This window comes from Pseudoalteromonas sp. MMG033, assembly GCF_057197785.1.
The window spans coordinates 124430-147549 of record NZ_JBXVAL010000002.1 but is presented as its reverse complement, the minus strand read 5'-3'; the positions used below and the strand labels follow the sequence as shown (position 1 = coordinate 147549).

16 protein-coding genes are annotated in these 23120 nt (G+C 43.4%); 7 read left to right on the top strand and 9 right to left on the bottom strand.

The genetic code is table 11. The features are described from left to right. Window positions 1-147: 147 nt before the first annotated feature. The 6 genes from AC2CZC_RS22125 (at window position 148) to AC2CZC_RS22100 (ending at window position 9946) form a co-directional block, all read left to right on the top strand. Window positions 148-678 carry an RNA polymerase sigma factor gene (locus AC2CZC_RS22125; RefSeq protein ID WP_484585448.1) on the top strand — a complete coding sequence of 177 codons (531 nt, stop codon included), beginning with the start codon at window positions 148-150 and terminating at the stop codon, window positions 676-678. 98 nt (window positions 679-776) lie between these two features. Then, entirely contained in the window at window positions 777-1820 is a 1044-nt protein-coding gene (locus tag AC2CZC_RS22120) for a FecR family protein (protein ID WP_484585447.1), read from the top strand. 126 nt (window positions 1821-1946) lie between these two features. Next, the gene (locus tag AC2CZC_RS22115) at window positions 1947-4334 is read left to right on the top strand and encodes a TonB-dependent receptor (RefSeq protein ID WP_484585446.1); all 2388 of its coding nucleotides are present in this window, start codon (window positions 1947-1949) and stop codon (window positions 4332-4334) included. 104 nt (window positions 4335-4438) lie between these two features. After that, window positions 4439-5329: an ABC transporter ATP-binding protein gene (locus tag AC2CZC_RS22110; RefSeq protein WP_484585445.1), complete on the top strand. Its 891-nt coding sequence runs from the start codon at window positions 4439-4441 to the stop codon at window positions 5327-5329. Beyond that, window positions 5329-8772 carry a hypothetical protein gene (locus AC2CZC_RS22105; protein ID WP_484585444.1) on the top strand — a complete coding sequence of 1148 codons (3444 nt, stop codon included), beginning with the start codon at window positions 5329-5331 and terminating at the stop codon, window positions 8770-8772. Before AC2CZC_RS22110 ends, AC2CZC_RS22105 begins: the two co-directional genes overlap by 1 nt. Next, complete coding sequence (locus AC2CZC_RS22100) at window positions 8750-9946, top strand: MFS transporter (RefSeq protein ID WP_484585443.1); 1197 nt, start codon at window positions 8750-8752, stop codon at window positions 9944-9946. Before AC2CZC_RS22105 ends, AC2CZC_RS22100 begins: the two co-directional genes overlap by 23 nt. Window positions 9947-10047: 101 nt before the next feature. On the opposite strand, the gene AC2CZC_RS22095 is transcribed toward AC2CZC_RS22100, so the two are convergent. The 5 genes from AC2CZC_RS22095 to AC2CZC_RS22075 form a co-directional block, all read right to left on the bottom strand. Continuing rightward, window positions 10048-10578, bottom strand: a complete 531-nt coding sequence (locus tag AC2CZC_RS22095; RefSeq protein WP_484585442.1) for a hypothetical protein — start codon at window positions 10576-10578, stop codon at window positions 10048-10050. 302 nt (window positions 10579-10880) lie between these two features. Beyond that, on the bottom strand, window positions 10881-11387 hold the full coding sequence (locus AC2CZC_RS22090; protein ID WP_063364339.1) for a hypothetical protein: 507 nt from the start codon (window positions 11385-11387) through the stop codon (window positions 10881-10883). A gap of 171 nt (window positions 11388-11558) precedes the next feature. Continuing rightward, entirely contained in the window at window positions 11559-12425 is an 867-nt protein-coding gene (locus tag AC2CZC_RS22085) for a hypothetical protein (RefSeq protein WP_484585441.1), read from the bottom strand. Beyond that, on the bottom strand, window positions 12425-14893 hold the full coding sequence (locus AC2CZC_RS22080; RefSeq protein ID WP_484585440.1) for a fimbria/pilus outer membrane usher protein: 2469 nt from the start codon (window positions 14891-14893) through the stop codon (window positions 12425-12427). Before AC2CZC_RS22080 ends, AC2CZC_RS22085 begins: the two co-directional genes overlap by 1 nt. Window positions 14894-14901: 8 nt before the next feature. Further along, window positions 14902-15597 (bottom strand): fimbrial biogenesis chaperone, encoded by a 696-nt coding sequence (locus AC2CZC_RS22075; protein WP_484585439.1) that lies wholly within the window; start codon window positions 15595-15597, stop codon window positions 14902-14904. Between the two features lie 441 nt (window positions 15598-16038). On the opposite strand from AC2CZC_RS22075, the gene AC2CZC_RS22070 reads away from it, so the two are divergent. Next, window positions 16039-17823 (top strand): S41 family peptidase, encoded by a 1785-nt coding sequence (locus AC2CZC_RS22070; protein ID WP_484585438.1) that lies wholly within the window; start codon window positions 16039-16041, stop codon window positions 17821-17823. Between the two features lie 67 nt (window positions 17824-17890). Here the strand turns inward: AC2CZC_RS22070 and AC2CZC_RS22065 are convergent, their stop codons facing one another. From AC2CZC_RS22065 to AC2CZC_RS22050, 4 genes are read right to left on the bottom strand one after another with little or no spacing between them, the layout of a single operon-like run. Then, the gene (locus AC2CZC_RS22065; RefSeq protein WP_484585437.1) at window positions 17891-19408 is read right to left on the bottom strand and encodes an NAD(P)-binding domain-containing protein; all 1518 of its coding nucleotides are present in this window, start codon (window positions 19406-19408) and stop codon (window positions 17891-17893) included. 2 nt (window positions 19409-19410) lie between these two features. Then, window positions 19411-21150 (bottom strand): ABC transporter ATP-binding protein, encoded by a 1740-nt coding sequence (locus AC2CZC_RS22060; protein WP_484585436.1) that lies wholly within the window; start codon window positions 21148-21150, stop codon window positions 19411-19413. A 4-nt stretch (window positions 21151-21154) separates the two neighbouring features. Next, entirely contained in the window at window positions 21155-22441 is a 1287-nt protein-coding gene (darE, locus tag AC2CZC_RS22055) for a darobactin maturation radical SAM/SPASM protein DarE (RefSeq protein ID WP_484585435.1), read from the bottom strand. 12 nt (window positions 22442-22453) lie between these two features. Next, entirely contained in the window at window positions 22454-23119 is a 666-nt protein-coding gene (locus AC2CZC_RS22050) for an ABC transporter ATP-binding protein (protein ID WP_484585783.1), read from the bottom strand. Between the last annotated feature and the right edge of the window lies 1 nt (window position 23120).

Below are 23120 nucleotides of genomic sequence, written 5' to 3'. Positions count from 1 at the left end.
TGATTTTAGTTCCTGATATTGGTCTGGTTTTTATTGAGAATGATTTTTATTCGTGATAGTGTCATGGGTACTGAATAACATAGTTTGTTCAGTCGTCGTTGTCAGTCAGTAGTATTTTGTTCAACAACCTTTTATCAAGAACTTATAATGTATTTGTCTGTAAAGAGTAAAAAATCCTTGAAGTCCCATGTTGAGTCGCTCACAGGGTCAATCGAACGATATCGACTGGAAGTTAATCGCTTCCTGACCAGACGTGTGGGCTGTGCCGATACGGCTGCTGACATTTTCCAATCCGTCGCAGAAAACCTGCTAAAGCGTGATCCAAATCCTCCCATCGAAGATGTTCGAGCGTTTTTATATCGAGCCGCTAAAAATGCAGCGTTTAACCTGCAGCGCTCTGAGCGCACGAGAGCTGAATTAAATGTTTTGATCGCACCAATGATGGATGAGCGGGATGAGCGCACCCCAGAGACCATCGTAGAATCTGGGGAGAATGTTATAAAAGTTAATCAAGCTATTCAGGACTTACCGATACTAACGCGTCAAATTTTTACCATGTATCGACTTCATGGGATCAGCCAAAAAGACATCGCCCAGCAACTTGGAGTCAGCCTTTCCACTGTGGAGAAGCACGTAAAAAAAGCACTTTCTCATTGTTTCACATGCCTTTATGACTAAATATTACGGTTTTTTACGCGTGACGTGTATTCTATAATAGGAAGACATTGAAGCCTTTGGGCTTCATAGGACACGATACGTTAATTGAGGAACAAGCTGTGAATAACCAACAGCCTGACAAGCGCCTATTAAGAGAAGCGTTTGACTTAGTGGTCGCAGTTTACGATGACCCAAAAAGTAGATCACAGTTGGATGCTTGGCGAAAGCAGTCACCCATGCATGAGCAAGCAGCAGCAAAGGCGGAAGCTGATTGGGCTATATTGGGTCAAGTAGAGCATGTGTCTTTATCTCTTTTTGATAAAATTAAGCTCGCCATTCAATTGAGATTTGAGCGTTTTGCAGAAGCACCTCTTAAACTTATTCCTCCTCTAGGTATCGCTATGGCTTTATCGACGCTCTTGTATGTCAGTGTCGATGAGCAAGCCTCTACTCCCATTCAGCCTTCAGTCGTTAAAGTGGTTCCTCCTACGAGTAAACCCAAAGTGTCGACTAAACACTATCAAACTGCATGGGGACAACAGCAAACTGTTGAGCTAGAAGATGGCACTGAGGTTTGGTTAGATTGGAGTACTGATCTTAAAGTCTCAATGACTGACTCAAGTCGACATGTCACTTTGCTCAGTGGTAAAGCGCTGTTTAGTGTGCAGCCTGATCCGAGTCGACCTTTTACGGTGACCAGTGACAGTGCGGTTGCAACGGTACTGGGTACGCAGTTTGTGGTGAACAAACTGGACCATCAAGCGGTAGAAATTGAAGTATTAAGTGGTGCAGTTGGTGTGAGTGACACAAATCACAATGTGACCAAACAACTAGGTGAGTCTGATGTTGTACGGGTAACCGATGGCAAGCTCAGTGAGGTCAAAACCAGACCTTTGGCCGAGATAGGCGCATGGCGAGACGGCATCATTGTGTTTGAACAGAGGCCGCTGATTGAAGCACTTGAAGTCCTGCAACCTTATACTTCTTATCTATTGGACACCCGCTATATTTATGATGGGGAACGCCCAGTTTCAGGTACATTTATTCTGAATAAAGGGGATGATGCCCTGCGAGCTATTATGCAAAGTTACCGCTTAAGTGGTGATGTAGAAGGGCGCAATACATTGGTACTGCGTTCTGAAACGCCACAAAGACCTCTCTAGAAAGTTTATTTTATTTTTTTGATTAATTTTTTACGGGTACAGCCAGCTTAATTGTCTACCTAGCTAAGAACCGGTGAGTTTGTCACCGGAGTCTAACACTGAATGGAGACATCAAGCATGGTATGCATGGAATACCGGAAGAAAAATAATCGCATTAATTTATTATGTTCATTGGCGTTTGTGCCTGCTTTAATCACCGCGCCAGTTGCATTAGGCCAAGGCGCAGCTGATGGCAGCGCGACTTATCGATTTGAGATTCAGGCTCAGCCATTGATGAAGGCGCTGCGAGATTTTACGGTAATAACCGGGCAACAGGTTGTAGTGCAAGTTGACGACATTAGCCAATATAAAAGCGCAATTGTTTCAGGGAACTTCACTGCACAACAGGCGTTAGTACAATTAGCTGCGAGTAATGATTTACGTATTGCTCAAACCGCTTCGGGTGATTTTATTTTAGAGGTGGACGTGCCGAGCAGCAAGCCTGAGGCGAGTAAGATTGAGCAAATCGTCGTCGTGGGCAGTAAAACAGGTGAAACACGACAGGAGATGGCATCTAGCGTTGGGTATTTTGGTGAAGACCAAATTAAAGACCAAGTCATTTATAACGTTGAAGATGCCTTTGATCGTACCGCAAACGTTTCAATAGGCAGCTCGATTTCTGGTGCATATAGCATTCGAGGTGTAAATACGGATGGCATTGCAGGCTCTTTGAATAGATCAAACGCACTGGCATCGATTTTGATAAACCAAGTTGCCATGGGCGTGTCTGCTGGTAACTATGTCAAACCATCGCTGTTTGATGCAACCTCTGCTGAGGTGCTACGTGGGCCGCAGTCTTCATTACAAGGGCCAAATGCACTGATTGGCTCTGTTTATATTAATTACAATCGTCCTGATTTTTATGGCTATGAAGGTGCGGTGCGAGCAGAAGCCGGGCAGTTTGATACCATGCGCCTAGCACTGATGCAAAATTTTGTATTATCCGAAGACACACTAGCTGCAAGAGTCGTGGTCGAAACACGTCAATCTGATGGTGATGTGATCAATACAACCACTGGTCGCGAGGATGTGCAGAACGAAGATGAAGAAACAATTCGTTTGGCAGTTCGTTGGCAGCCTCGTGGTGATGAGGATTTGGTGTTTGATTTCACGTATATGCATAATAAATCAGACACCAATGCAACGCCTTTTGTGGCGGCTTTACCTGACGGTGATATTTTTCATGGTGAACAAGTCTACAATATTGAAGGTGACTTCCCTTCTGACTTTGATTTATTTTCTTTAGAGGCCAGTTGGCAAATAAGCGATAAGCTTCGTTTTACCTCGGTTACAGGATTCAATGATTTTGGTGTTGAGCAGCGTTTTGAGGGAGATCACACTGCTTTTGACCTGTTAGGTGTTGACGGCTTTATGAATGAAGAGCTGTTTAGCCAAGAGTTTCGCTTTAATTATGAAGGAGAGCAGTTTTCTGCCTTAGTCGGTTTATTTTACTCTGATGGAGATTACAATAATGGCTTCACCGGAGCAGGTGTTTTTCCTGACGGTCAAGGCGGAGTTGTGCCATTTAACAACACCGTTGAAAGTACAGAAATCATTGAACAGCAAGCCTTGTTCGGCCAACTAAATTGGCAACCTATCGAAGATTGGGAATTTAAATTTGGCGCGCGTTTTAACAAAGAAGAGCGCACAACAAAAGATTTTAAGGACAATGGCTTTGTCAGCGATCAGACCGCTTCTGAGTCTTTCAGCCAATTTATCCCATCTTTTACAGTCGCTCATGATATCAGTGACATTACTCGAGTCGGTGCCAGTTACAGTCGAGGGTTTCAAGCCGGCGGTATTTCTTTTGCGATGTTCCTTGGACAAGCGACGCCATATGGAGAAGAGTACATTGATAACTATGAACTCTTTATGCGCAACCAGCTCCTTGACGGCAAATTGTTATTGAATGCTAACTTGTTCTATTTTGATTGGTCAGATCAACAAGTCACTATTACCTTACCAGGTGGCTTACCGGGTTTTGATGACGCGGTGGTTAATGCTGGTAAATCAAAAGTCAGTGGTGCCGAATTTGAAATTGAGTATCAGGCAACTGCTGATTTAAATCTATTCGCAAATTTTGGCTTTATTGATACTGAATTCAAAGAGTTCGTTACCAAAGGTATTGATCTGGCTGGAATGTCATTTTCTCAAGCTCCTGAGTTTACGGCAAATTTAGGCGGTTTATACCAAAACGATAATGGCTTTTTTGTCTCTATGACTTACAGCTATACCGATAAAACATATTCTCGCATTGATGCCCCTGAAATCACTAAAATCCGCGATCGTAGCCTTTTGAGTGGCCGGATCGGCTATCAGCAAGATGATTGGAGAGCCTATGTTTGGGGTAATAACCTGCTTGATGATGATTATGAAATCTTTGTCCAAGACGGCAGGGACTTTGGCCTGTCCGGCGCTTATGGCAGCATCGGTGAGCCGCGTACGATAGGTGTTGGCTTCCAATTAGACTGGTAAAGCAGCCGACGTGATGGTGTAAAAATCGGTGCAGTAAGGAACGCGTTGCTCATTGGGTCATGCGTTCTTTTTAGACAATATTAGAAAGGAATGAGTGACAAGACATGACTGAACAACAAGTGAGCAAACGTGGTCTGGTAGTGAAAGGGCTAAGGAAGACTTATAAAGGCGGTGTCAGTGCGCTAAATGGCGTTAATCTTGAAGTGACGCCTGGATTGTATGGGTTACTCGGGCCTAATGGCGCTGGGAAAAGTACCTTGATGCGTACACTGGCTTCTTTGCAGCAGCCAGACTCAGGTTCAATTACCCTTGACGGTATCGATGCGTTAGCAGATCCAGATAGTTTGCGTTTTAAACTCGGCTATTTGCCTCAGCAAATTGGTGCATATCCAAATGTATCAGGACGCGATTTACTTGAGCGTTTTGCTTGGTTAAAGGGTCGCACGGATAAAAAGGTGCGTAAGCAAGAAGTCGAATACCTGCTTGAGCGTGTTAATTTGGAGCGTGATGCACACAGGGCTGTTGCTACCTATTCAGGTGGTATGTTGCGTCGTTTTGGCATTGCTGTTGCCCTTATCGGTGAACCTCGTTTACTCATTGTTGATGAACCAACTGCGGGTTTAGATCCAGCAGAAAGAAGTCGTTTTCATCGTATTCTTGCTGATATTGGCTCTGATGCAGTTGTACTTTTATCGACGCATATCGTTGAAGACATTGAAAACTTATGTACACGACTGTCTATCATGGCCAAAGGCCGTATCGTTGCCGCTGGGACGCCTGATAGCTTAAAGGCGAGCCTCAAAGGACTGATTTGGGAGAGGGAAATATCACGCGAGCAGGCTGTACCAGATGATGCACTCCATGCGACAGCGACACCTTATGGTACGCGAGTTGTGATGGCTGGTGAGGCTTTGGCTGGGTATAGCGAGCGCACGGTGCGCCTTGAAGATGTTTATTATCATGCCTTGCGCAGTGCGCAAGTCGAGGAGGTCTGATGGGACATTCTCGCATCAGCTTCTTTTTCCAAGAAGCCGCCAATGAGGCCAAGCTGGGCTTGAAGAGCTTGATCACGCCTATTGTCTTTTTCGGCCTGACAGCTTACATGCTTATTTTTTTACTCAACGCAGATTATATGCGCAGTATGGGCGCTGTGGACATTTATCGAAACAGTCCGCACGTGATTTATTTGATGGTATCAGGGCAAAGCTTGTGGCTATTTTTTGCATGGGCATGGGTTTTTGCGCAAATTGTTGTACGAGATCGTTCAGCTGAGCTCCATGAGGTTGTTTTAGCCAGCCCCATCTCGCTGCGATTACTGCTTGCTGCGCGGTTTAGTGGTGCACTCGTCGTGGCTGTGATCTTGGGTTCTTCCATTTGTGTCGGCTTACTGATGGCGCCAATCCTAGTGACATTTGGTGCACTTCCGCCTGATGCTGTCGGCCCTGTTCCTTGGGCGGCAGCTGCGGTTTCCTTGCTGGTATTTACCATTCCCAGTGCATTTGCCACTGGTGTGCTGTTTTTAGCTGGTGCATCATTAACTCGCTCAAATACTGGTGCGTTTGCCACTGCAGCAATACTGAGCCTGATTTGGATGATTGGCTTAGTTGTATTGCACGAGGGCGGAGTGAGCCCGATGCTTGCCTCCATTATCGACCCCTCTGCTTATGTGGAAGCTGAACGACAAGCCTTGATATGGACACCTGCTGAGAAAAAAGTCGCGATGATTGGCCTGACAGATATGTTATTGATCAACCGTGGATTGTGGTTGTCTGTTGGGTTAATCGTGGGGGGCATACTTTTAGTTCGACTACGCCGTGAGCACCTTGCAATGGAACGTGCTCCTCGTGCACAAGCTCGTAAAGGCGCGTCAGTCTCAAAGTATTTAGCAGCGCCAGCAGGGTTAATTGTCAACCCTAATTGGTGGCGTACTTTGGTAGTGGAGTGTACATGGCATTTAAAGATCTCATTGCAGAGTTTTGGATTACGGCTCGCGCTACTACTACTCACCGCAATTGGTGTTGCCGCAGCATGGGTAAATTCGATTGGTCACATTGACGGTCCTTTGGTGCCCACACCTCAGGCATTAATTTACTTTATGGTCGGGTTCTTCTTTGTTTTTATTGTCTTTGTTGTGGTGGGCTTTGTCGGGGCATTAATGCGCCGAGATGATTGCGATGGCTTTATTGAGTGGTTAGATACGTCACCAGTGCCACTTGGCACGAGATTGCTCGCACGTTTTTTTGCCGCACTGGGACTCACAGCGTTACTATGCTTGGTACCCGCTGTCGCATCGGTATTCATGACGGCAATTGCTGCGCCGCATGCTCTTGATATCACTTATCCTTTTGCCTATGTATTGCTCACAGTGTTTCCAGCATTGGCTGAACTATGTGCTATTGCAGTGCTTGCCCATGCTATTTTCCAACGTGCTGGGACGGCCTATGTTGTATCCATACTCGCTGCGTTTATTGCGATTGTGAATCATGAAGTGGAGCTGGTGCAATATACTCCTGCTGCGATTGGTACGCCTATTCATGCTTACCCATCTGAACTGGCCGGTTGGTCTCCGTGGATAACTATGATTGTTGCCCTTGCCAGCTTAAAGCTGTCGCTTGCCTTCTTGTTATTTGCTGGCAGTTGGCTTGCTTGGCGACGGGGGACCGCATTGACTCTGCGCGACCGTATTAATGAGGCAAAAAGGCGTGTGCTCGGCACCGCAGGCATCGCTGCCACGGCCGCTCTGTCCTTGGTATTTGTGTGTATTGCTGTGCTGAATATTCGGTTTGTTGATGAAGGTGGATATGCTTCTTCAATGGATGCATTGGCACATGATGGAAATTGGGAGAAAAAGTGGTGGAAGCAGGCATCTCCTTATTCAATCAGTGGTGGAGAAGTGCTAATTCGCCTCAACCCATCAAATGGGACTGGTGATGTCAATTGGCGTTTAGAAGGTGTGCGCGCACAAAGGCTGCATGGCACATTACCTCATGGCGTTGAACTTGTTGGCGCGACACGAAAAGGCGTGCCACTTGATTTTGCCGTGGATAGTGAGCATTTTGTTGTTGAGGTTGGCTGCTTGGTAGATTGTGAACTGACACTGGAGCTTAACATTGGCGCGCAAGGTTGGCAGACAGAGGCGGCACCTTGGCTAGATACAGCCAGTGTTTGGCTGCGTGCACACGATATATTACCTGTATTAGGCCATGACCCACAGCGTTTGGTTCGTTCTATTGGCGATCGGCCCCTGCTCGGTTTACCGACGCAGTTGCCAGCAATCCCGCAAGCTGCTGCTCTAGCCTCATTAGAGGGGGTTGCGCCTATAGGCGATTGGACTTGGTCGGTTGCCATCGATAGTGGCTCTGGTGAGTATCAGGTATTTGATAAAGGAGATATCGACGGGGTACTGGCCTTTGCATCGATATGGCAGCGTGACGGATCATCAACCCATCAACAATCTGGTGTTGAGTTTTTAGTGGGGGATGCTCGCCAGCCGCTAGTCGATGGTTTTGCACAAGAATTGGTGTCATTGCAACAGTGTGTCGAGTCTGAATTAGGGGGAGCTTCACCTATCAATACGGTGGTTCAAGCGCCACGTAAATCTGGTGAAATTGCGCTTTATAACGGCGTATTGTGGGCGCCAGAAGACATTGCGTGGCAAAGTGATGGTACAGGCAGAGGTGCTTGGCAAAGGCAATATAATTTGGCGACAGCATTGGCGCGTGAAGCGATCAGCAGGCGAGGTGAGTTACGAGACGAAGCCGGTGCTCGTTGGTTTGTCGAGGGGGTCGCTGGCTGGACGGCGCTGCGCTGTGTCGAAATTAGAAGTGGGTTTGATGCTGCAATTGCGGTGCGTAAGCGTGCCTCAGAACAGCTTGCGGAAGAGTTTGCGACAACGGATAAACCTATTACCAAGGCAATGGATGGAGATATCAGTTGGCTTGGCCTTTATGCCGCATTATCTTTGGATAGTTGGGGCGCATCTGAGTATCGTACACCCAGCTCTATGATGAGGATGTTTGAGAGCATTGACTCAGGTGATTTATTGTCTCGTTTGTCTAACACTGTCGGGAATGAATCCCTTGAGTTACTCATTGGTGCACCAAGAAGCAGTGATGTGGCGATAAAAAACAGCGATACAGGCGTTGAAGTGTCTGTATTAAATTGGGTTTGGAAAGAAGGTGGCTGGCAGGCACAATCTGCATCACAAAAGCTATTGTTACGAGGCTCAGACATGCGTATGCAGGAATACAAGCCGCAGTCATTGGCTCAGCGCGGTGTGGAGCTTGACGGTAGTTATTTGTTTTATGCAGGGATAGGGTATGAACGCTCAATCGATGACAATCGCTTTCAAAATAAATGCGCTGACACAAAAGAAAACAGCAAATGTGGCTCAGTTTCAATAACAAGGAATGCAAATGACCAATTTAGCAAGCAGTGAAATAGCGTCGAAAGAAAACGCACCATTTAGTATAAAACCACTGATGTTTGAAACCTTTGTATGCACGATGGCCGTTATGGCATTTGCTGCATTGGCAGGGCCGATAGCCCGAGTGATTGGGTTAGAAGCATGGCAAGTTGGTACTGCCATGACCGCTGCGGGTTTAGCTTGGGTATTGATGGCTCGTTTTTGGGGGCGCTTGAGTGATAAACGCGGGCGACGTCCAGTTATATTATTTGGCCTTAGCGGGTTTGTGATCAGTTATGCAAGCCTTGCATTATTTATTGATTTCTCCATGAAAACAGCTGTTGCTCCGATACTGGCATTTATTGGACTGGTGATTGGACGAGGAGTTGCTGGGGTCTTTTATGCGGCGGTACCAGCCACCAGTGCAGCATTGGTAGCAGATCATGTAACGCCTAAACAGCGCACTGCGGCCATGGCAGGTATAGGTGCGGCAAGTGCAGCAGGCATGGTGATTGGCCCAGGGTTTGTGGGTTTGGTTGGTGCTTATAGCTTAAGCATTCCTTTATACGTTACGGCCATGTTACCGGCCATTGCACTGGTGGTACTTTGGCGCGTACTGCCTAAAGTGGAGCAACATGCAAAGCCTGATGGACACTCAGTGAGTTTGACAGATGTGCGTATTCGCAGACCTGTGGCAGTAGCTTTTGTTGCTGCGTTTAGTGTTGCGATTGCACAAATTACCGTGGGCTTTTTTATTCTTGATCGCCTTCAACTCGATACGTCATCAGCTGCGCGCTCCGCTGGTATTGCGCTTGCGATAGTAGGTGTGGCTTTAATTGTTGCGCAAGTCGCAGTGCAAAAGCTGACGTGGCAACCACAGAGATTCATTATGTTTGGCGCGCTCATTGCTGCGGCGGGCTTTATTGTTGCCTACCTTTCTTTATCTTCAGTCATGTTATGGGTAGGGTATGGCTTGGCAGGTTTTGGGATGGGATGGGTATATCCATCACTCTCTGCATTGGCTGCTAATTCGGTTGAAGCACATGAGCAAGGTGCTGCTGCAGGCACGGTCTCAGCTGCACAAGGGCTAGGAATTGTGACCGGCCCAATCGTGGGCACTGCCATTTACGGGTTAGATTATGGGTTGCCTTTTGCGCTGATAGCAGTGATGTTAATACTGGCAGCTATTTGGCGCTCACCTAAATAGCTTGCTAGCGTTTTATTAACCAAGGTGCGCTTTAAGTTTGAACTAAGCGCACTAAGTTTAAAACAATATAGTCTTTTTAATACTGTATTGACTTCTTCCGTTTATATTGAGTATGCATCTAGATAGCTTTTCTTAATATTGCTAATTAATTTATCTAACATTACTAAGTTCATAGCGTTGGGCTTGTGTTCTTTATGCTGTGCTATTAAGTTTCTATTTTTTAATAACGCGTTATTATCACCCTCTAAAAAAGCAATATTTGCCAGTACATATTCCTTCCATAAAAATGAAGGCTGACTGTCAGGTGCCGATGCTGCAATGCTTTTAGCAATTTTAATCGCTTTTTGATTCTGCCCAGCCATCGCGTTCATTTGAAACAGGTGCCACAGTAGAGCTGCACTTTTTTGGTTGTTATGTGCCATATAGCGTTCAATTAGCAGGGCTGATTCAGAAAAGCACTTTTGCTCTGATAAGACCCGCCAGCCACGGTTTGGTGTTTGGTCAAATTCAGTTAAAGTCTTGTCTAGCAAGGAAAGTTGCTGGTTTAACAGGTCATTACAATTTGCGTTTGCATATGAAGTGCTGAGCAATAAACAAGTTAAAACCATTTTGCTTTTTAATGAAATTATCATTTTTATATCCTTATGGGCTAAGCATTATAACTTTGATTGTTATCAATATAATTTTAACTTAATTAGGCTTTAGGTTGGTTTTTTTGTCAAGGTGTTAAAGTTTGTGATCTATATTTAAATATGTGTTTTTAAAGAAAGTGTTGGGGTGGGTTTTAAAATAAAATTTATTATAAATATTTAATTTAAATGTTGTATGGAAAGTGTTTTTTATAGCTTGATGGGCTAACTTTTAAAAATTAACCCATCATCTTATATTAGGCAGTGAAGATTAAGCCATAAAAACTTTGCTGCCTAATATTAAATTAGTTCGGGCTTACAGTAACGGTAATAGTATCAGAGTAAGTACCTGCGTCATTTAAACCGTTTGACTGAGGTGTGATTTTAAGTGAAGTTGCTTGTGTCTCACCAGAAACACCTGTACCAGCTGCTGTTGCTTTTGAATGCTTGTAAGTACCTGTTTGTAAATCAATGCCAGATGTATCACCGATGTTCAGTGTATAAGCAATTTTACTGCCTTGTGCATTATTTGCTACTAAGAAACCACCGTTGGCAGAAGTATACTCTGTTGTTGCGTTTTCACCTGTGTTACACCAAACATCAAGAGTACCGATTTCTTGAGTTTGCTGAGTAGAATCAAGTTTTAGACCAGTGATGCTGTTGTTACTACCACTGCTTGTTTTACACATTGGCTCAATAGTGCCTTCAAAAGTAAACTTCGCCTCTGTACCAGTTGTACTTGATACAGCCGCCGCAGCTGTGATTGATGTGAATGCAGTTGCAACGAATAGTGATTTTAATAGTGTTTTCATGGCTTTTCCCCTTTAAAAAACAGAAGTAGTTTTTATATCTAATTTTAATTTCTAGGTGTGTTCACCTAGTTGGCTAATTAAAAGCAAAGGGTGTGCCAAGAATGAAAAATTATTCCAAAAAAATTGTATCCTTCGTCATAAAAGTTTGTTAAATCTTTTTAAATCATAAACTTACCTTGGGTAAACGGTTAATGATAAATTATCTCTATAGTAACCGGCTGGCATTAATTCGACATTGCCCAAAATGAACTCAAAGCCGTACCACTTATTTTTGACGCCTGGGTTGAAGTTGTAACTACGATAAATTTGATCAGCTGACGACATTTTGACGTTATCAAAGCTGACCGAGTAATTAATCAGCGCATTAGTGTTGGTTTCATGACGCAAGCCATTGAATTCTGAATCCAAAACGATATCGTATGAACTATTACTGAGGATTTTTATACCCCAATAAAAGCGCATATTACTTTTTAGCTCTCCGAGGTTAATTTGATATTGGCCGTTGCTGCCAGCGACTTTGCCTTGACTGTTGTTGTCTAAAGAGATTGAAACTTGCGGTTCAGAGTAATAAGTCATGTCAAAATATTGTTCTTCAACAATTTGATTGTTTTTGACAATAGAGACTCTAATCGCTCCGTTGTAAGCACCTGCAGGGAATAAGCTGTAATGACGCAGTCGAACCCACATTTGTGTGGTGCGTTCATTTAATGGTGATTTCCAAATGCCATTTCTGACTTTAATTTTTTTAAATTGGGCATCAAACAATTTGGCATACTTGTCTTGGGTTGGCCCTTCAAACACCATGGAGTAGTAATAGACATCTTCTACCCAAATTTCGTCTGCACAGTTTAGCAGCTGCTCAGAAACTTGAACTTTAAGTGGCAAAAAAACGGAAACTCTATTTGTATGTTCAGTGATGATGTCGGTTGAATTAGACGTGACCCATAAGTTGCCGTAACAGCTATACCAGTCTGCGCGAGCTTTGGCACTGAGTATCAAAAAACTCAAAATCATTAAGGTCAAGATTTTGATTTTCATTATTGTGTGCCTCCTTTGGGCTGCGCAATGTGTGTGGAGATAGTACCTAGCCTAACAAACCTTTGTGCTGTATCTGCAATACTGAATTGCCCACTCAGTTCATCCAACTCAATACGAAAATGGCCTGTGCTGATGCCTTCGACTACAAAGCGTCCTGTTCTATTGGTAAAGAATGCCCAGCTTTGCGCCTGTGTATCGGTTGTATTTTTATAATCCGAGTTGTCAGCGTACTGTTTGATGATACGTCCTCGTTTCATTGCAATTGGTGTGCCTGAGTGATCAACCAATGTGCCTATCACGGTATAAGACAAGTCAGAACCAATTTGAATATGATGTCCTGTGGCTGCGCCTCCGACCTTAACATACATACCTGGCCCCCAGTCATAGCCAAGTGGCGCATCCGGTACATCAATATTGAGTTGCGCTTTACTGTATCCACTGCCTAAATCTATAAGTGAACCAATGTGATCACTTGGCTCTGATTGGGCTCGTCCCGCTCTGTCGATATTGACTAATACATCTGTGCCCTGCAACGTTTTATGTTTGGTAATAACAGCAAAGGGCGCTGTTGTGGTTGCACTCATTCCGATGTGTCCGTCGGCAATACCGAGGCTGGTCGACAGATTTACACTGCTGGTACTATCGGAACCAATGCCATAGCGAGAATAGTTGCTGGTACTGACATCCGCTCTCATCAATGAGCCTGTATAGCTGGCCTCTAATTGTTCTTGTCTAAAGTCTTCGCCTTGCTCTGCCAAGACTTGATAGCCGTAGTCATTGACAAAGTTGTAATTGGTTTTGCCATAACTGGCGCTGGTGACTTTTGTGCGACTATTATATTGCGTTCGTGCTCTGTGGTTTGAACGACGGCTGTCATAGTTCCAGGTAAAGGTGAGGAAAAGCCTGTTATCCGAGACAAACCGTTCATCTTCACTGTCGCTAAAGTTGTAACCTAGCCTAAAGCGGATATCCTCATAGCGTACATTGAATTCAGCAGTGATGATATCTGTTGTTTCATTGTCGTCATTGTCTGCACGAGCAGCATTAAGGTTAATATCCATATGTTGATTGATAAAATAACTGTAATCAACAAATGCACGATTTCGATTATTAATAGTATCAAACTCAAGCCAAGGAGTGTTGGTAAAGTTATGGCTGATCTCGTAGCCAAGGCGTAAGTTGGGTGAGCCAAAGTTACCATGACCCCAAACACTGTGTTCGGTTTCTACTGAATAAATATTACCGGTAGTGCCATCTTTCTCGCTTTGCGAGTAGCGTAATGAAAGATTACCCAGAGGCGTGTTTATGGTAGCCAAAGAGCCAATTACATGGCCAATGGGGTGCACTGCACCGCTAAATCCAAAGGTAAAATTGTCACTTAAACCGTATTCGTAAGTACCAGATATGAGTAACTCATTATCGTATTCAAAACGTCTTTCTTCAAATGTCGACAAATACCCAATAGCAAAAGCGTAGTCGCTTAAACCTTTGGCAAGTAATCTTGCATTATAATGTGTGGTAAAGTTAAACTCTTCTGTTTCGCCATTAGGGTAGGTGGCAATAACGCGAATGTCGTTCTCGCCTGAAGTAAGGGGAAGATCACTGAGGTCATAACGACCAGCATTTAGACGCAATCGTGAGATTAAAAAGTCGTTAATGTAGACTTCTAATATGGCCATGCGTGGTAGAACAAATTGTTGGCTATTGCCGGGGGTTATCCTACGCTGTGGCTGAAGCTTAGAATAGGCTTTGCTGAAACTGAATCCAGCTAGCTGTGCGCCAGATAAATGCCCTGTGCTCGTTATACTGGTATCACCCAAGGTTAAGCGCAGTGGCTTGTTTGGCTGATCGTAATAAAATGCCGTTTCTCCTCGGTAGACTTTGCTTTCTCTGCGACTGCCATCTTCCCAAAATAATGAACTGCGTATGTTGACGCCATCCCCGCCACCAATGTTTGCGTTTGTCAGCCACTCAAATTGTGATCTGTGGTCATTATGATTGTTGAAACGTTCATGATTTAAATTGAGGTTGTTCAGCATGGCCCAATAAGCTTCCCCTTTGGGTTGCTCAAAATGGGTTTGTCGACCATATGATAAGTTGTCAGTTGCCATGGCTGTTTCTGACAGTGTCATATCAATGATGAGATCTTGGGGTTGTAATTTTAATTCAATACCTTGCGCCGCAAACGCTTCTGGTGTGATGGCTTTTTCGCCTTGGGTGGTAAGCCACATAATGACATCATGGCTTAGTTGAGGGCTTAGTTGTTGTTTAAACTCAGCAGCAGAAACGGATTTTAGTTCAAAGCCGTCTGTGGTGGCAGAAATCTGCCCCACCTCGGCAAGATATAGCCGTACTGGAAAGTCCATCTCGAATGAGGCTGAAAAAACACGAGTAGCCGAAAACAACAGAAGAGTGACTAACACACTTCGCAAACGAGTAGGCCAGAAATAAGCGCCTATTTTAAACATGGACGAAATTACTTTTGATTAAATAGGTTGATCAGCGTTGCGCTCTTACTAGGCTTTTCATTCAAGATAGATTGCAAGTCAACTTCCATTTTATGTCCAGGCATGATAAATCGGCCAGAGGTGATAGATTGAAGCTGTGCCCACTCGATATTGGTTTCGCCATTATGGAACTGATAGTCAAAGGTCGACAAATCTAAAACGCGCTTTCCAGAATTGGCAATGGTAAGACTACACTCTTCAATTTTTTCACACTGGATAGAGGTTTGTGCTTGCGCATTGATCCCCTCTGGGCTGACAAATACCAGAGTGGCGAAATTAAAGACCATTTTTACCCCAGATTTGTCATCTTCTTCAGGTAAAGGAAGCTGCTTAAAAACGATGCGGTATGAGTGCGTTTCTTTGAGCTCTGGTGAGCCCAAGTATTTGGCGCGAAATACTTGATAGCTGTTTGCGGCAACTTCGACCTGTGGAGGAAGTACAATGAAATCATCTTCAGCAGGCACCAGTACTTCTTGCTGGTTTTCATCAAATGTACGTTTATATACTTCTATTTCGATTGGTAATGTGTTCTCACTGGGGTTTTGCAGTCGGTAAGTAACCAGTGATTTTTTACCATGCGCTGCAAGATCAACAATCATAGGTTGGACTTGGTAGGCCAAGGCAGGGACTGATAACCAGAAAAGTAACAACATAAATAAACGCATTTGACTTCCAACAAACAAGCTTGAATATAAAATTTGCTATACGATACCTTTCCTATTTTCTAACACAAGCATAATTTGTGTACTTATGAGAAATAAGTCTTAGTTATTTCATCGATTTTGAGTATGGACCGGTGTTTTATCAACCCGCTTACTGATTAGAAAGCCGTGTTGCTAAATTCCTCTTGGTTTCATTGAGCAGGCTTAGGTAAGAACAAGCTCCCTAACCCCTAAAATAATATACTTTCCCAATTTTAATTATTTGATTGCTCATACGAATTACGATCACCGAAGTTTGATAAAGCTTAACGCTAAACGCGTATTTATTCGGATAAGCCAAGCATACATATTTTATTAAATATTTCATCTTGTTTGTTAATAAGTTGACATTAAAGTTTATTTTTATCGACTATAGAGTGTGCAAAATAATAACAAGGAAATGACATGGCAATAAAATGTATTAATAGCCGGGAGTGTGCACTCGCGTTAATTACTATCAGTAGTGCGTCATATGCAAGTAGTCAAGTCGCCCAAGCATCATTAGATTTAACTTACGATAAAGCTCAGTACCAAGCAGCATTACCAGATATTCTAGAGTTCAGTGAATTGGTACATAGGGTGCGCTACTACTATCCAAGTCATGCAGTATCAAATACACAATGGGAGGATTTTTTAGAACATAGTATCAGTCAGATGGTGGAAGCACCGACTACACAAAGGCTTGAGCAGGGGTTGTCTTTGTTAAAGCAGGTCGCACCGCATATTTATCGCAGTGTAGATCAGTTACCTACCTTCAGTGATACCGACGTTGTAAATACGTGGATAAATATCGGCGCAAGGACAATAAATGGTAATTTTCGCGTCATGCAAACCTTTGAGTATGGCAATATTTCTAATTGGGAAGTGACATCGAAACGTCAAGTATACGATGATGTGTATGCAGGGCAGCCCATCTTTTGGCCACTATACTTAGAATATCAGCAAGGTCTAAACGGACAAGCTTATACCGCTTCCAACCTAAGTACTTCTTTGGCTTCCCCCCCAAAATGTATGGCTGCACTGAGCATGATATGGGGAGAAATTAATCACTTTTGGCCGTATTTTGAACAGGTGCCGCTCAACTGGAAAAATAGCCATGAAAACTTACTCGCAGCTTGTACTCGGGACGCAAAAAATATAGAGTCCGAAGTTCAAAGAGAGTTTACCAAACTCCAAGATAATCACTTGTTTATTATGTTACCTGCGCCGTTTTCTAAATTTGGTGATTATCGACTTCCGCTTGATTTAGAGTACATTGAAGGAAAAGTCATCTTAAGTAAGAAAACGCATTATTTGACTTTGCAAGCTGATATTGGAGATGAATTAATTGCGATTGATGATGTATCAGTCGAAGATCTTATCAATGCTGAGCTAGGCAAAACATTTAGAAGCCCGCATGTTGAAAAAAGAATTGCCGTTTCTAGGTTCTATCGCAGCTACAAAACCCCTGAGCTTGTTAAGCTGACCTTTAAAAAGTTATCCGGAGAAGACTTCACCACGACAACGGGCACCGTGCATAAAGATGTCATGGGGCCACTGCATGATCATCGACCGGAACAGCCTTTGCTAGAAGAACTCGGTGATGGCGTCGTTTTATTTAGACTGTTTAAAATGGCTGATGAGGCAGAGTTAGAGCAAGCGGTAGAGGCGTTAAAAAGCGCCAAAGGGATAGTGCTAGACATGCGCAATTATCCCAGTAATTTCTCTTTGACGTTAAGGTTTTTAAGTTATTTTACAGATAAACTCACAACGGTTGGGCCTTTTATTGTTGCAGCTCAGAGATTACCAGAACAAGCGGACTCAGTTGTATTATCAGAGCCACCAAGATTGCCTGATACCGAAAAGCTGTTTAACGTGCCTACGGTTGTTATGAGTGAGCGGAAAAATCAAAGCGCCGGTGAGCACATGCTGATGTTTGTCCAAAGTATGGGTTTCCCAATTATCGGAGAAGTCACAACTGGTATTAATGGAGACATCATGGTTGGTGAAGTGTTTAAAGGTGATAACGACAGTGCGATTACATATGTGTATACCAGTAAACGCTCCGATCAAGTGGATGGCAGCAAGCTGATAGGTGTCGGGATTCAGCCTGATCACTTGGTACCAGTTACGCAAGTATCATTTGCTACCAACAGTGATATTCAATTAGAAAAAGCCCGACAAGTGCTTGATGATATGATGGGAAATTAGATATTAGCAGGGTATATATGGCGCCAAATGGCGCCATATTGATTTTAATGTAGATAAGGGAATAAGGTTAGACTTCAAATTGGCTTGTTAAAATAAACTCTTTAATGCCATTATCAAGTTTATCTAAATCTTCCCATTCACTATAAATGTCTTCCAGCATGTGTATTTCGTCAATGCATTCGCCACCTTGATACTTCATGATGATGGGATGCAAAAAGCCATGTGTTGAAAACTTGGGCTTTTCGTTCTCATCTTTTGGCAGCTTGTAACTGAACTCAAGCGTATAGCCACTGAAATTTTTAAATAGCTCATCTTGTTCAAAGACTAATTTAGGGATACTTTCGTAAAACTGAAAATTATTTTGCGCATCAAGTGCGTAAACATCATATACGTTACCAAATAAAAACCAAATGGTGGTTGCGCGTCGAATTTGCTCGCTGATGGCATCATATAAATCTGTTTCTGCTGTGATTGTTTGTTTAGCTTGCCATGTGCGATTTTGGAGCTTGTTCACCAGTATCTCGGCAAGCGTTTGTGCATTGTGTCGAATGCCATGTACAAAGGGGGTAGAGGAGTCTTTGTAATCATTGCACTGCATATTCGCGCCACAGAAAAACAGATTATCAATATTTGTACTTTGCCATTGATGGTTGAGCTTGGGGAATTTGTCCATCAAGCATAAGTCAGGCTTTAAATCAGCGCTATAGTGGTCAAAATTACATTTAAAGCCACTGCAATTGACGATATGATCGTAAGTGTTGAGCTCTCGTTCTCCATCCTCTGAGAAAATCATATCAACTAAGTATTGGCCTTGCTCAGTCGGTTTAATTGACGCTATGGTGCCGTTTAGGATGGCATTTTGTTGCTTGAGGAAAAAGGTATCTAAAAAGCCTTGATTGACTGAGCGCAAGTGCCCTGGGTAGTGGCTAACCCATGCAAAATTAAAGTCTTTAGGGCTTATTACATGCGTATTGGCTGATACTTCCATCAGGCTGTCAGCCGTTTCAAAAGCAGAGTTTCCTTTACCAAGGATCAAGATGCGTTTATTTTTAAATTGAGAGACATCATTGCTCATTGCTGTGTAGGGGATCACATGCTCGATACCATCAATATTAGGCACATTTAATTCACCAATACCGGTTGCATCGACCAAGATATTAGCGTTGTAAGTTTTGTTGTTACAACAGCTAATTACAAATTGCGAATTGGCTTTTGTTATTGAATCGACATGGGTATTAAATTGGATCGGTAGTTCATAGCGTGTGGCAAATTGAGCCATATACTCGACCAGCTTATCACTACTCGGGTAGTAACTTTGGTCAAAGTCCTTAAATGAAAAGTCATCATCATCATTGAGCAATGAATTCCAATCCCAGCGTAGGTTTTTGGTTTTATCGTCGAATCCGGTATGCACTTTATTTATTGAAATAAGTTTGCGATGTACAGGGTATGTAGCGAAGAAGCTACCTGGAATATCGGCGCGTTCAAGCACAACATGAGACACGCCTGCTTTGTTTAAAAAGTAGCTGAGCTGCATGCCGGCAGGGCCTGCGCCAATGATAACAACTTGGTGATTTGACTCCATTATTAACACTCCTTTTGTAATGACTTAGTCTGTTCACTGATTTTTATAAAGTGTTCGTTGGTAATGATTTGGTTGGGTGGCTGCGCAGCTGCAATTTTACCTTTTTCGATAACTAGCACCTGATCAGACAGATTGATACTGTTTAAGTTGTGTGTGATGACAAGGACGATTTTATTCCTCGCGATTTCTCTTAGGTGCTGATGCAGTATTGATTCTGTAGCCCTGTCCAAAGAGTTAGTGGCTTCGTCGAGTATGAGTATGCCGCAGTCACTGTATAGTGCTCTTGCAATGGCAAGGCGTTGTTTTTCGCCACCGGACAAATTGTTGGCATTAGTACTAATAATACTGTCGATTGTGATCTGATTGTTTTTTAAAACACGGTCAAACTGTGAGAGTGCAAGTGCGCGGTTAAGCCTCAGCTCATCAATCTTTTTATCGTTATCGACAAGCGTAATATTTTGCCAAATTGTGCCATTGAAAAAAAAGGGGTCTTGCTCAATCAGCGCCACATGTTTGTATGGACTGCCTTGTTGTGATTTTGCTTCAGCATCAGACAATAAGATTTTGCCTTGGTAGTTATAATACAGCCCGGAAATGAGTTTGATCAGTGTACTTTTTCCAGAGCCAGAGCGACCGACAATGGAGTAAATATGATTGCGCTGAAAAGTGTAGTTGATCCCATCGAGGGCTTTGTCTTTATTATTCTGATAGCTAAACGACAAATCGCACAGTGATATATGCTTGATATCTTTGGCTGATTTTGTGTTGATGGCGTGCAATTCGTAGTCACATTGCAATAACTTTTCTAAGTTGTTGATTGCACTTTTTGCTTTGGCAGTAACGGTATTAATGTCGCTGATCGAGGCAAATGAATATGACATTAAAAGCAATACCATAACAAAAGCGACCAGTTCACCTGATGCCATTGTCCCCGATATGACGTTATGCCCGCCTATCCAGAGCACCAAGATAACACTTGAAAATCCGCCAAATATAATCAAGCCTGAGACAATAGACTCTAATGAGTGCAGCCTTTTTGTCGCGCGGTAAACGTCACTTGCTTTTGACTCTATTTGCTTGGAGAGTAAACCTTCCATTTTGTGCACTTTGATAGATTGGATACCACTGAGAGATTCAATGGTGGCGGCGTTGAGCATAGAGACCATATCTCGTTTATGGTTATTGGCTTGTGAGACTTTTTGGCTGATACGAAAGATCATTAAGATCACCACAGGCACGGCAACGATGGAAACTAAGGTCATATAAATATTAGTAGCAAGCAAATAGATAAATCCACACAGCAAGGTGGCAGATGCTTGTATTAAAATACTCAAAACAAAGTGGACATAGACATTAATGGCTTTGATGTCGTAATCGACATTAGAATACAGTTTAGACGGCGCTGTATGGTCAAAGAGTTGCTGTTGCTTATACATTAACCGGCCAATGGCAAAGCTCATCAACTTGGTGCTCATCATTTCTTTGACATCAAATACGAGTTTTTGTCTCAGGGCATTGCTTGCTACAAAGGTCAGTAACAGAAGTAAAATGATGGCAACAAATTGGTTCAGTTTGGTTGCAGTGACCTCTTGTTTAAACAGCAGCTCAACGGTATAAGCAATCCCAAATGAGCTGCAAACGACAAGGACGTTTAGCATAACAATACACGTTATTGCCCAGTAGCGTTTGGCACATAACGACTTCAGTGTTTGATAAACGGCCCCTTCTACATTGAATTGCATATGTTTAAATCGACTCTTCAATGACTTTTAATAATTTGCCTGTGCCACAACATTTATCGTCGTAGTCTTCTACATGTCGGGCATTGATTACACGATCATGAGGGCAACCGCCATTACAAATTGAAAACCACTTACATTCATGCATGCGAGAGTGTGACTCAACCTCTTCTTGTACTGAGGTTTGGTTATGTTTCGAGTCGGCTAGCAGCGTGGCTAAATCTGAATCCAGCAATGAACCATAAATACTACCAATGTCGCCAACATATTTATCACAGGGCGACACGTCCCCGTTTGGCTCGATGGTAATGATCTCTTGTGAACAGTTGCCAGCCCAATAACAGGCAGAGAGTTGTTTGCTTCTGTCTGCTAATACGTCCATAAAGTTTTCGAACATGCGGATCTGAATAATGCCGCGATATTGGGCATGCCAAACGGTATAAACTCGACTTAGAAACTCGATATACTCTTTGTAGCTAATATAAGCATCGCCAATGTCATCGCCGGGCTGTGCTCGGTTATCGGGGACAATGTTTAAAAACTCAATGTCATTGAGCTCAATCGATGCGAGGTAACTGAGCAACCGCTGCGGGCTTACATTGTACACATCTCTATCAACGACTATCAGAGCGCCATAGGGGATCCCATATTCTTGCAAGCGTTTGATCCCTTCTGCAACTTTTAGGCTAGTCGGGCGTCCACGGACATCAAGCCGACGAGTATCATTGATCTCAGGCACCCCATCAAAGCTAATCCCAACGGCCATGCCAATACCTTGTAAAAAGGTGAGCCATTCTTTTGAGATATTCACCGCATTTGATTGCATGGTGTTGGTGATAAAGTGATCTTTGCGTTTGAACTGCTCTTGAAGCCAGATCAATTTTTTGAAAAACGCAGGGCGCAACAGGGTGACTTCGCCGCCATGCCATACGAATTCGACTCGTGAGACATTGGGAATAGCTAAGATGCGCTTTACAATGGAAATGAGGTTTTCAAATTTGACCGTTTGGTTAGGTCCCTCAGCCCATGAGTGGCAATAAGTACATCTGAGATTGCACAGTCGTGTGGCTTTTAGTACCACCACTACCTTGCTTGCGTTGAGTGGCTTGGCTTCGAAATAGGCGTCTTTCTCACGTCTAAATAGCGCAAGCTCTTCCTCGTCAAGCATATCACTATCTGGGATTTCACCTATCAATTGTGACGCTAAACGAGAGTATTGGTAATCCGTTAATTCTAGCTGATTGACGGGATTAACGGGTTCTTCTATTACTTTGACGGAAATATCTCCGAGCATGATGCATTCTCCCTAACTAATCAGTTCACCTTGAACCATTTTTACTTGCCGATTTGCCATGCTAGCCGCTTTATCGCTGTGCGTTACCATGACGATGGTGGCATCGCAGGCGGTATTTGCATGGTGTAGAATATCGAGTACTGTTTGTCCTGTTTTTTCATCCAAGTTACCTGTTGGCTCATCGGCCAAAATGATACTGGGCTGACATGCCATGGTTCTGGCGATGGCAACGCGTTGTTGCTGTCCGCCTGAGAGTTGGCTTGGATAGTGGTCGCGTCGTGATGACAGAGACAGCTTGTCTAATTCTTGCTCTGCTACAGCTGTGCGTTCTTTTAGTCCCACCCCTCTAAATTTAAGGGGCAGCATCACGTTTTCGATTACGCTTAAATCTGGGATCAAATTGAATGACTGGAATACATACCCTAAGTGCTCACGACGGTATTTGAGCTTCTTTTTTTGGGATATGCCCGCAACGCTTGTGCCGTTTAGCTCTATGAGACCCTGATCAATATTTGAAAAAAGACCTATCGCATTGAGTAGCGTTGATTTACCAGAGCCCGACTTGCCTGTAATAGCCAAAAATTCGCCTTTTTCGACCTGTAATGACACGTTGTTCAGTGCAGTCGTTTTTAACTTTTTGGTGTAAAAATGCTTGTATACATTTTCTAATTTGATCATG

What these genes read in the sequence shown, in the direction of transcription:
- AC2CZC_RS22125 (WP_484585448.1), top strand. Translation starts at nt 148, where the DNA reads ATGTATTTGTCTGTAAAGAGTAAAAAATCCTTGAAGTCCCATGTTGAG.
- AC2CZC_RS22115 (WP_484585446.1), top strand. Translation starts at nt 1,947, where the DNA reads ATGGAATACCGGAAGAAAAATAATCGCATTAATTTATTATGTTCATTG.
- AC2CZC_RS22110 (WP_484585445.1), top strand. Translation starts at nt 4,439, where the DNA reads ATGACTGAACAACAAGTGAGCAAACGTGGTCTGGTAGTGAAAGGGCTA.
- AC2CZC_RS22105 (WP_484585444.1), top strand. Translation starts at nt 5,329, where the DNA reads ATGGGACATTCTCGCATCAGCTTCTTTTTCCAAGAAGCCGCCAATGAG.
- AC2CZC_RS22100 (WP_484585443.1), top strand. Translation starts at nt 8,750, where the DNA reads ATGACCAATTTAGCAAGCAGTGAAATAGCGTCGAAAGAAAACGCACCA.
- AC2CZC_RS22095 (WP_484585442.1), bottom strand. Translation starts at nt 10,578, where the DNA reads ATGATAATTTCATTAAAAAGCAAAATGGTTTTAACTTGTTTATTGCTC.
- AC2CZC_RS22090 (WP_063364339.1), bottom strand. Translation starts at nt 11,387, where the DNA reads ATGAAAACACTATTAAAATCACTATTCGTTGCAACTGCATTCACATCA.
- AC2CZC_RS22085 (WP_484585441.1), bottom strand. Translation starts at nt 12,425, where the DNA reads ATGAAAATCAAAATCTTGACCTTAATGATTTTGAGTTTTTTGATACTC.
- AC2CZC_RS22080 (WP_484585440.1), bottom strand. Translation starts at nt 14,893, where the DNA reads ATGTTTAAAATAGGCGCTTATTTCTGGCCTACTCGTTTGCGAAGTGTG.
- AC2CZC_RS22075 (WP_484585439.1), bottom strand. Translation starts at nt 15,597, where the DNA reads ATGCGTTTATTTATGTTGTTACTTTTCTGGTTATCAGTCCCTGCCTTG.
- AC2CZC_RS22070 (WP_484585438.1), top strand. Translation starts at nt 16,039, where the DNA reads ATGGCAATAAAATGTATTAATAGCCGGGAGTGTGCACTCGCGTTAATT.
- AC2CZC_RS22065 (WP_484585437.1), bottom strand. Translation starts at nt 19,408, where the DNA reads ATGGAGTCAAATCACCAAGTTGTTATCATTGGCGCAGGCCCTGCCGGC.
- AC2CZC_RS22060 (WP_484585436.1), bottom strand. Translation starts at nt 21,150, where the DNA reads ATGCAATTCAATGTAGAAGGGGCCGTTTATCAAACACTGAAGTCGTTA.
- darE (WP_484585435.1), bottom strand. Translation starts at nt 22,441, where the DNA reads ATGCTCGGAGATATTTCCGTCAAAGTAATAGAAGAACCCGTTAATCCC.
- AC2CZC_RS22050 (WP_484585783.1), bottom strand. Translation starts at nt 23,119, where the DNA reads ATGATCAAATTAGAAAATGTATACAAGCATTTTTACACCAAAAAGTTA.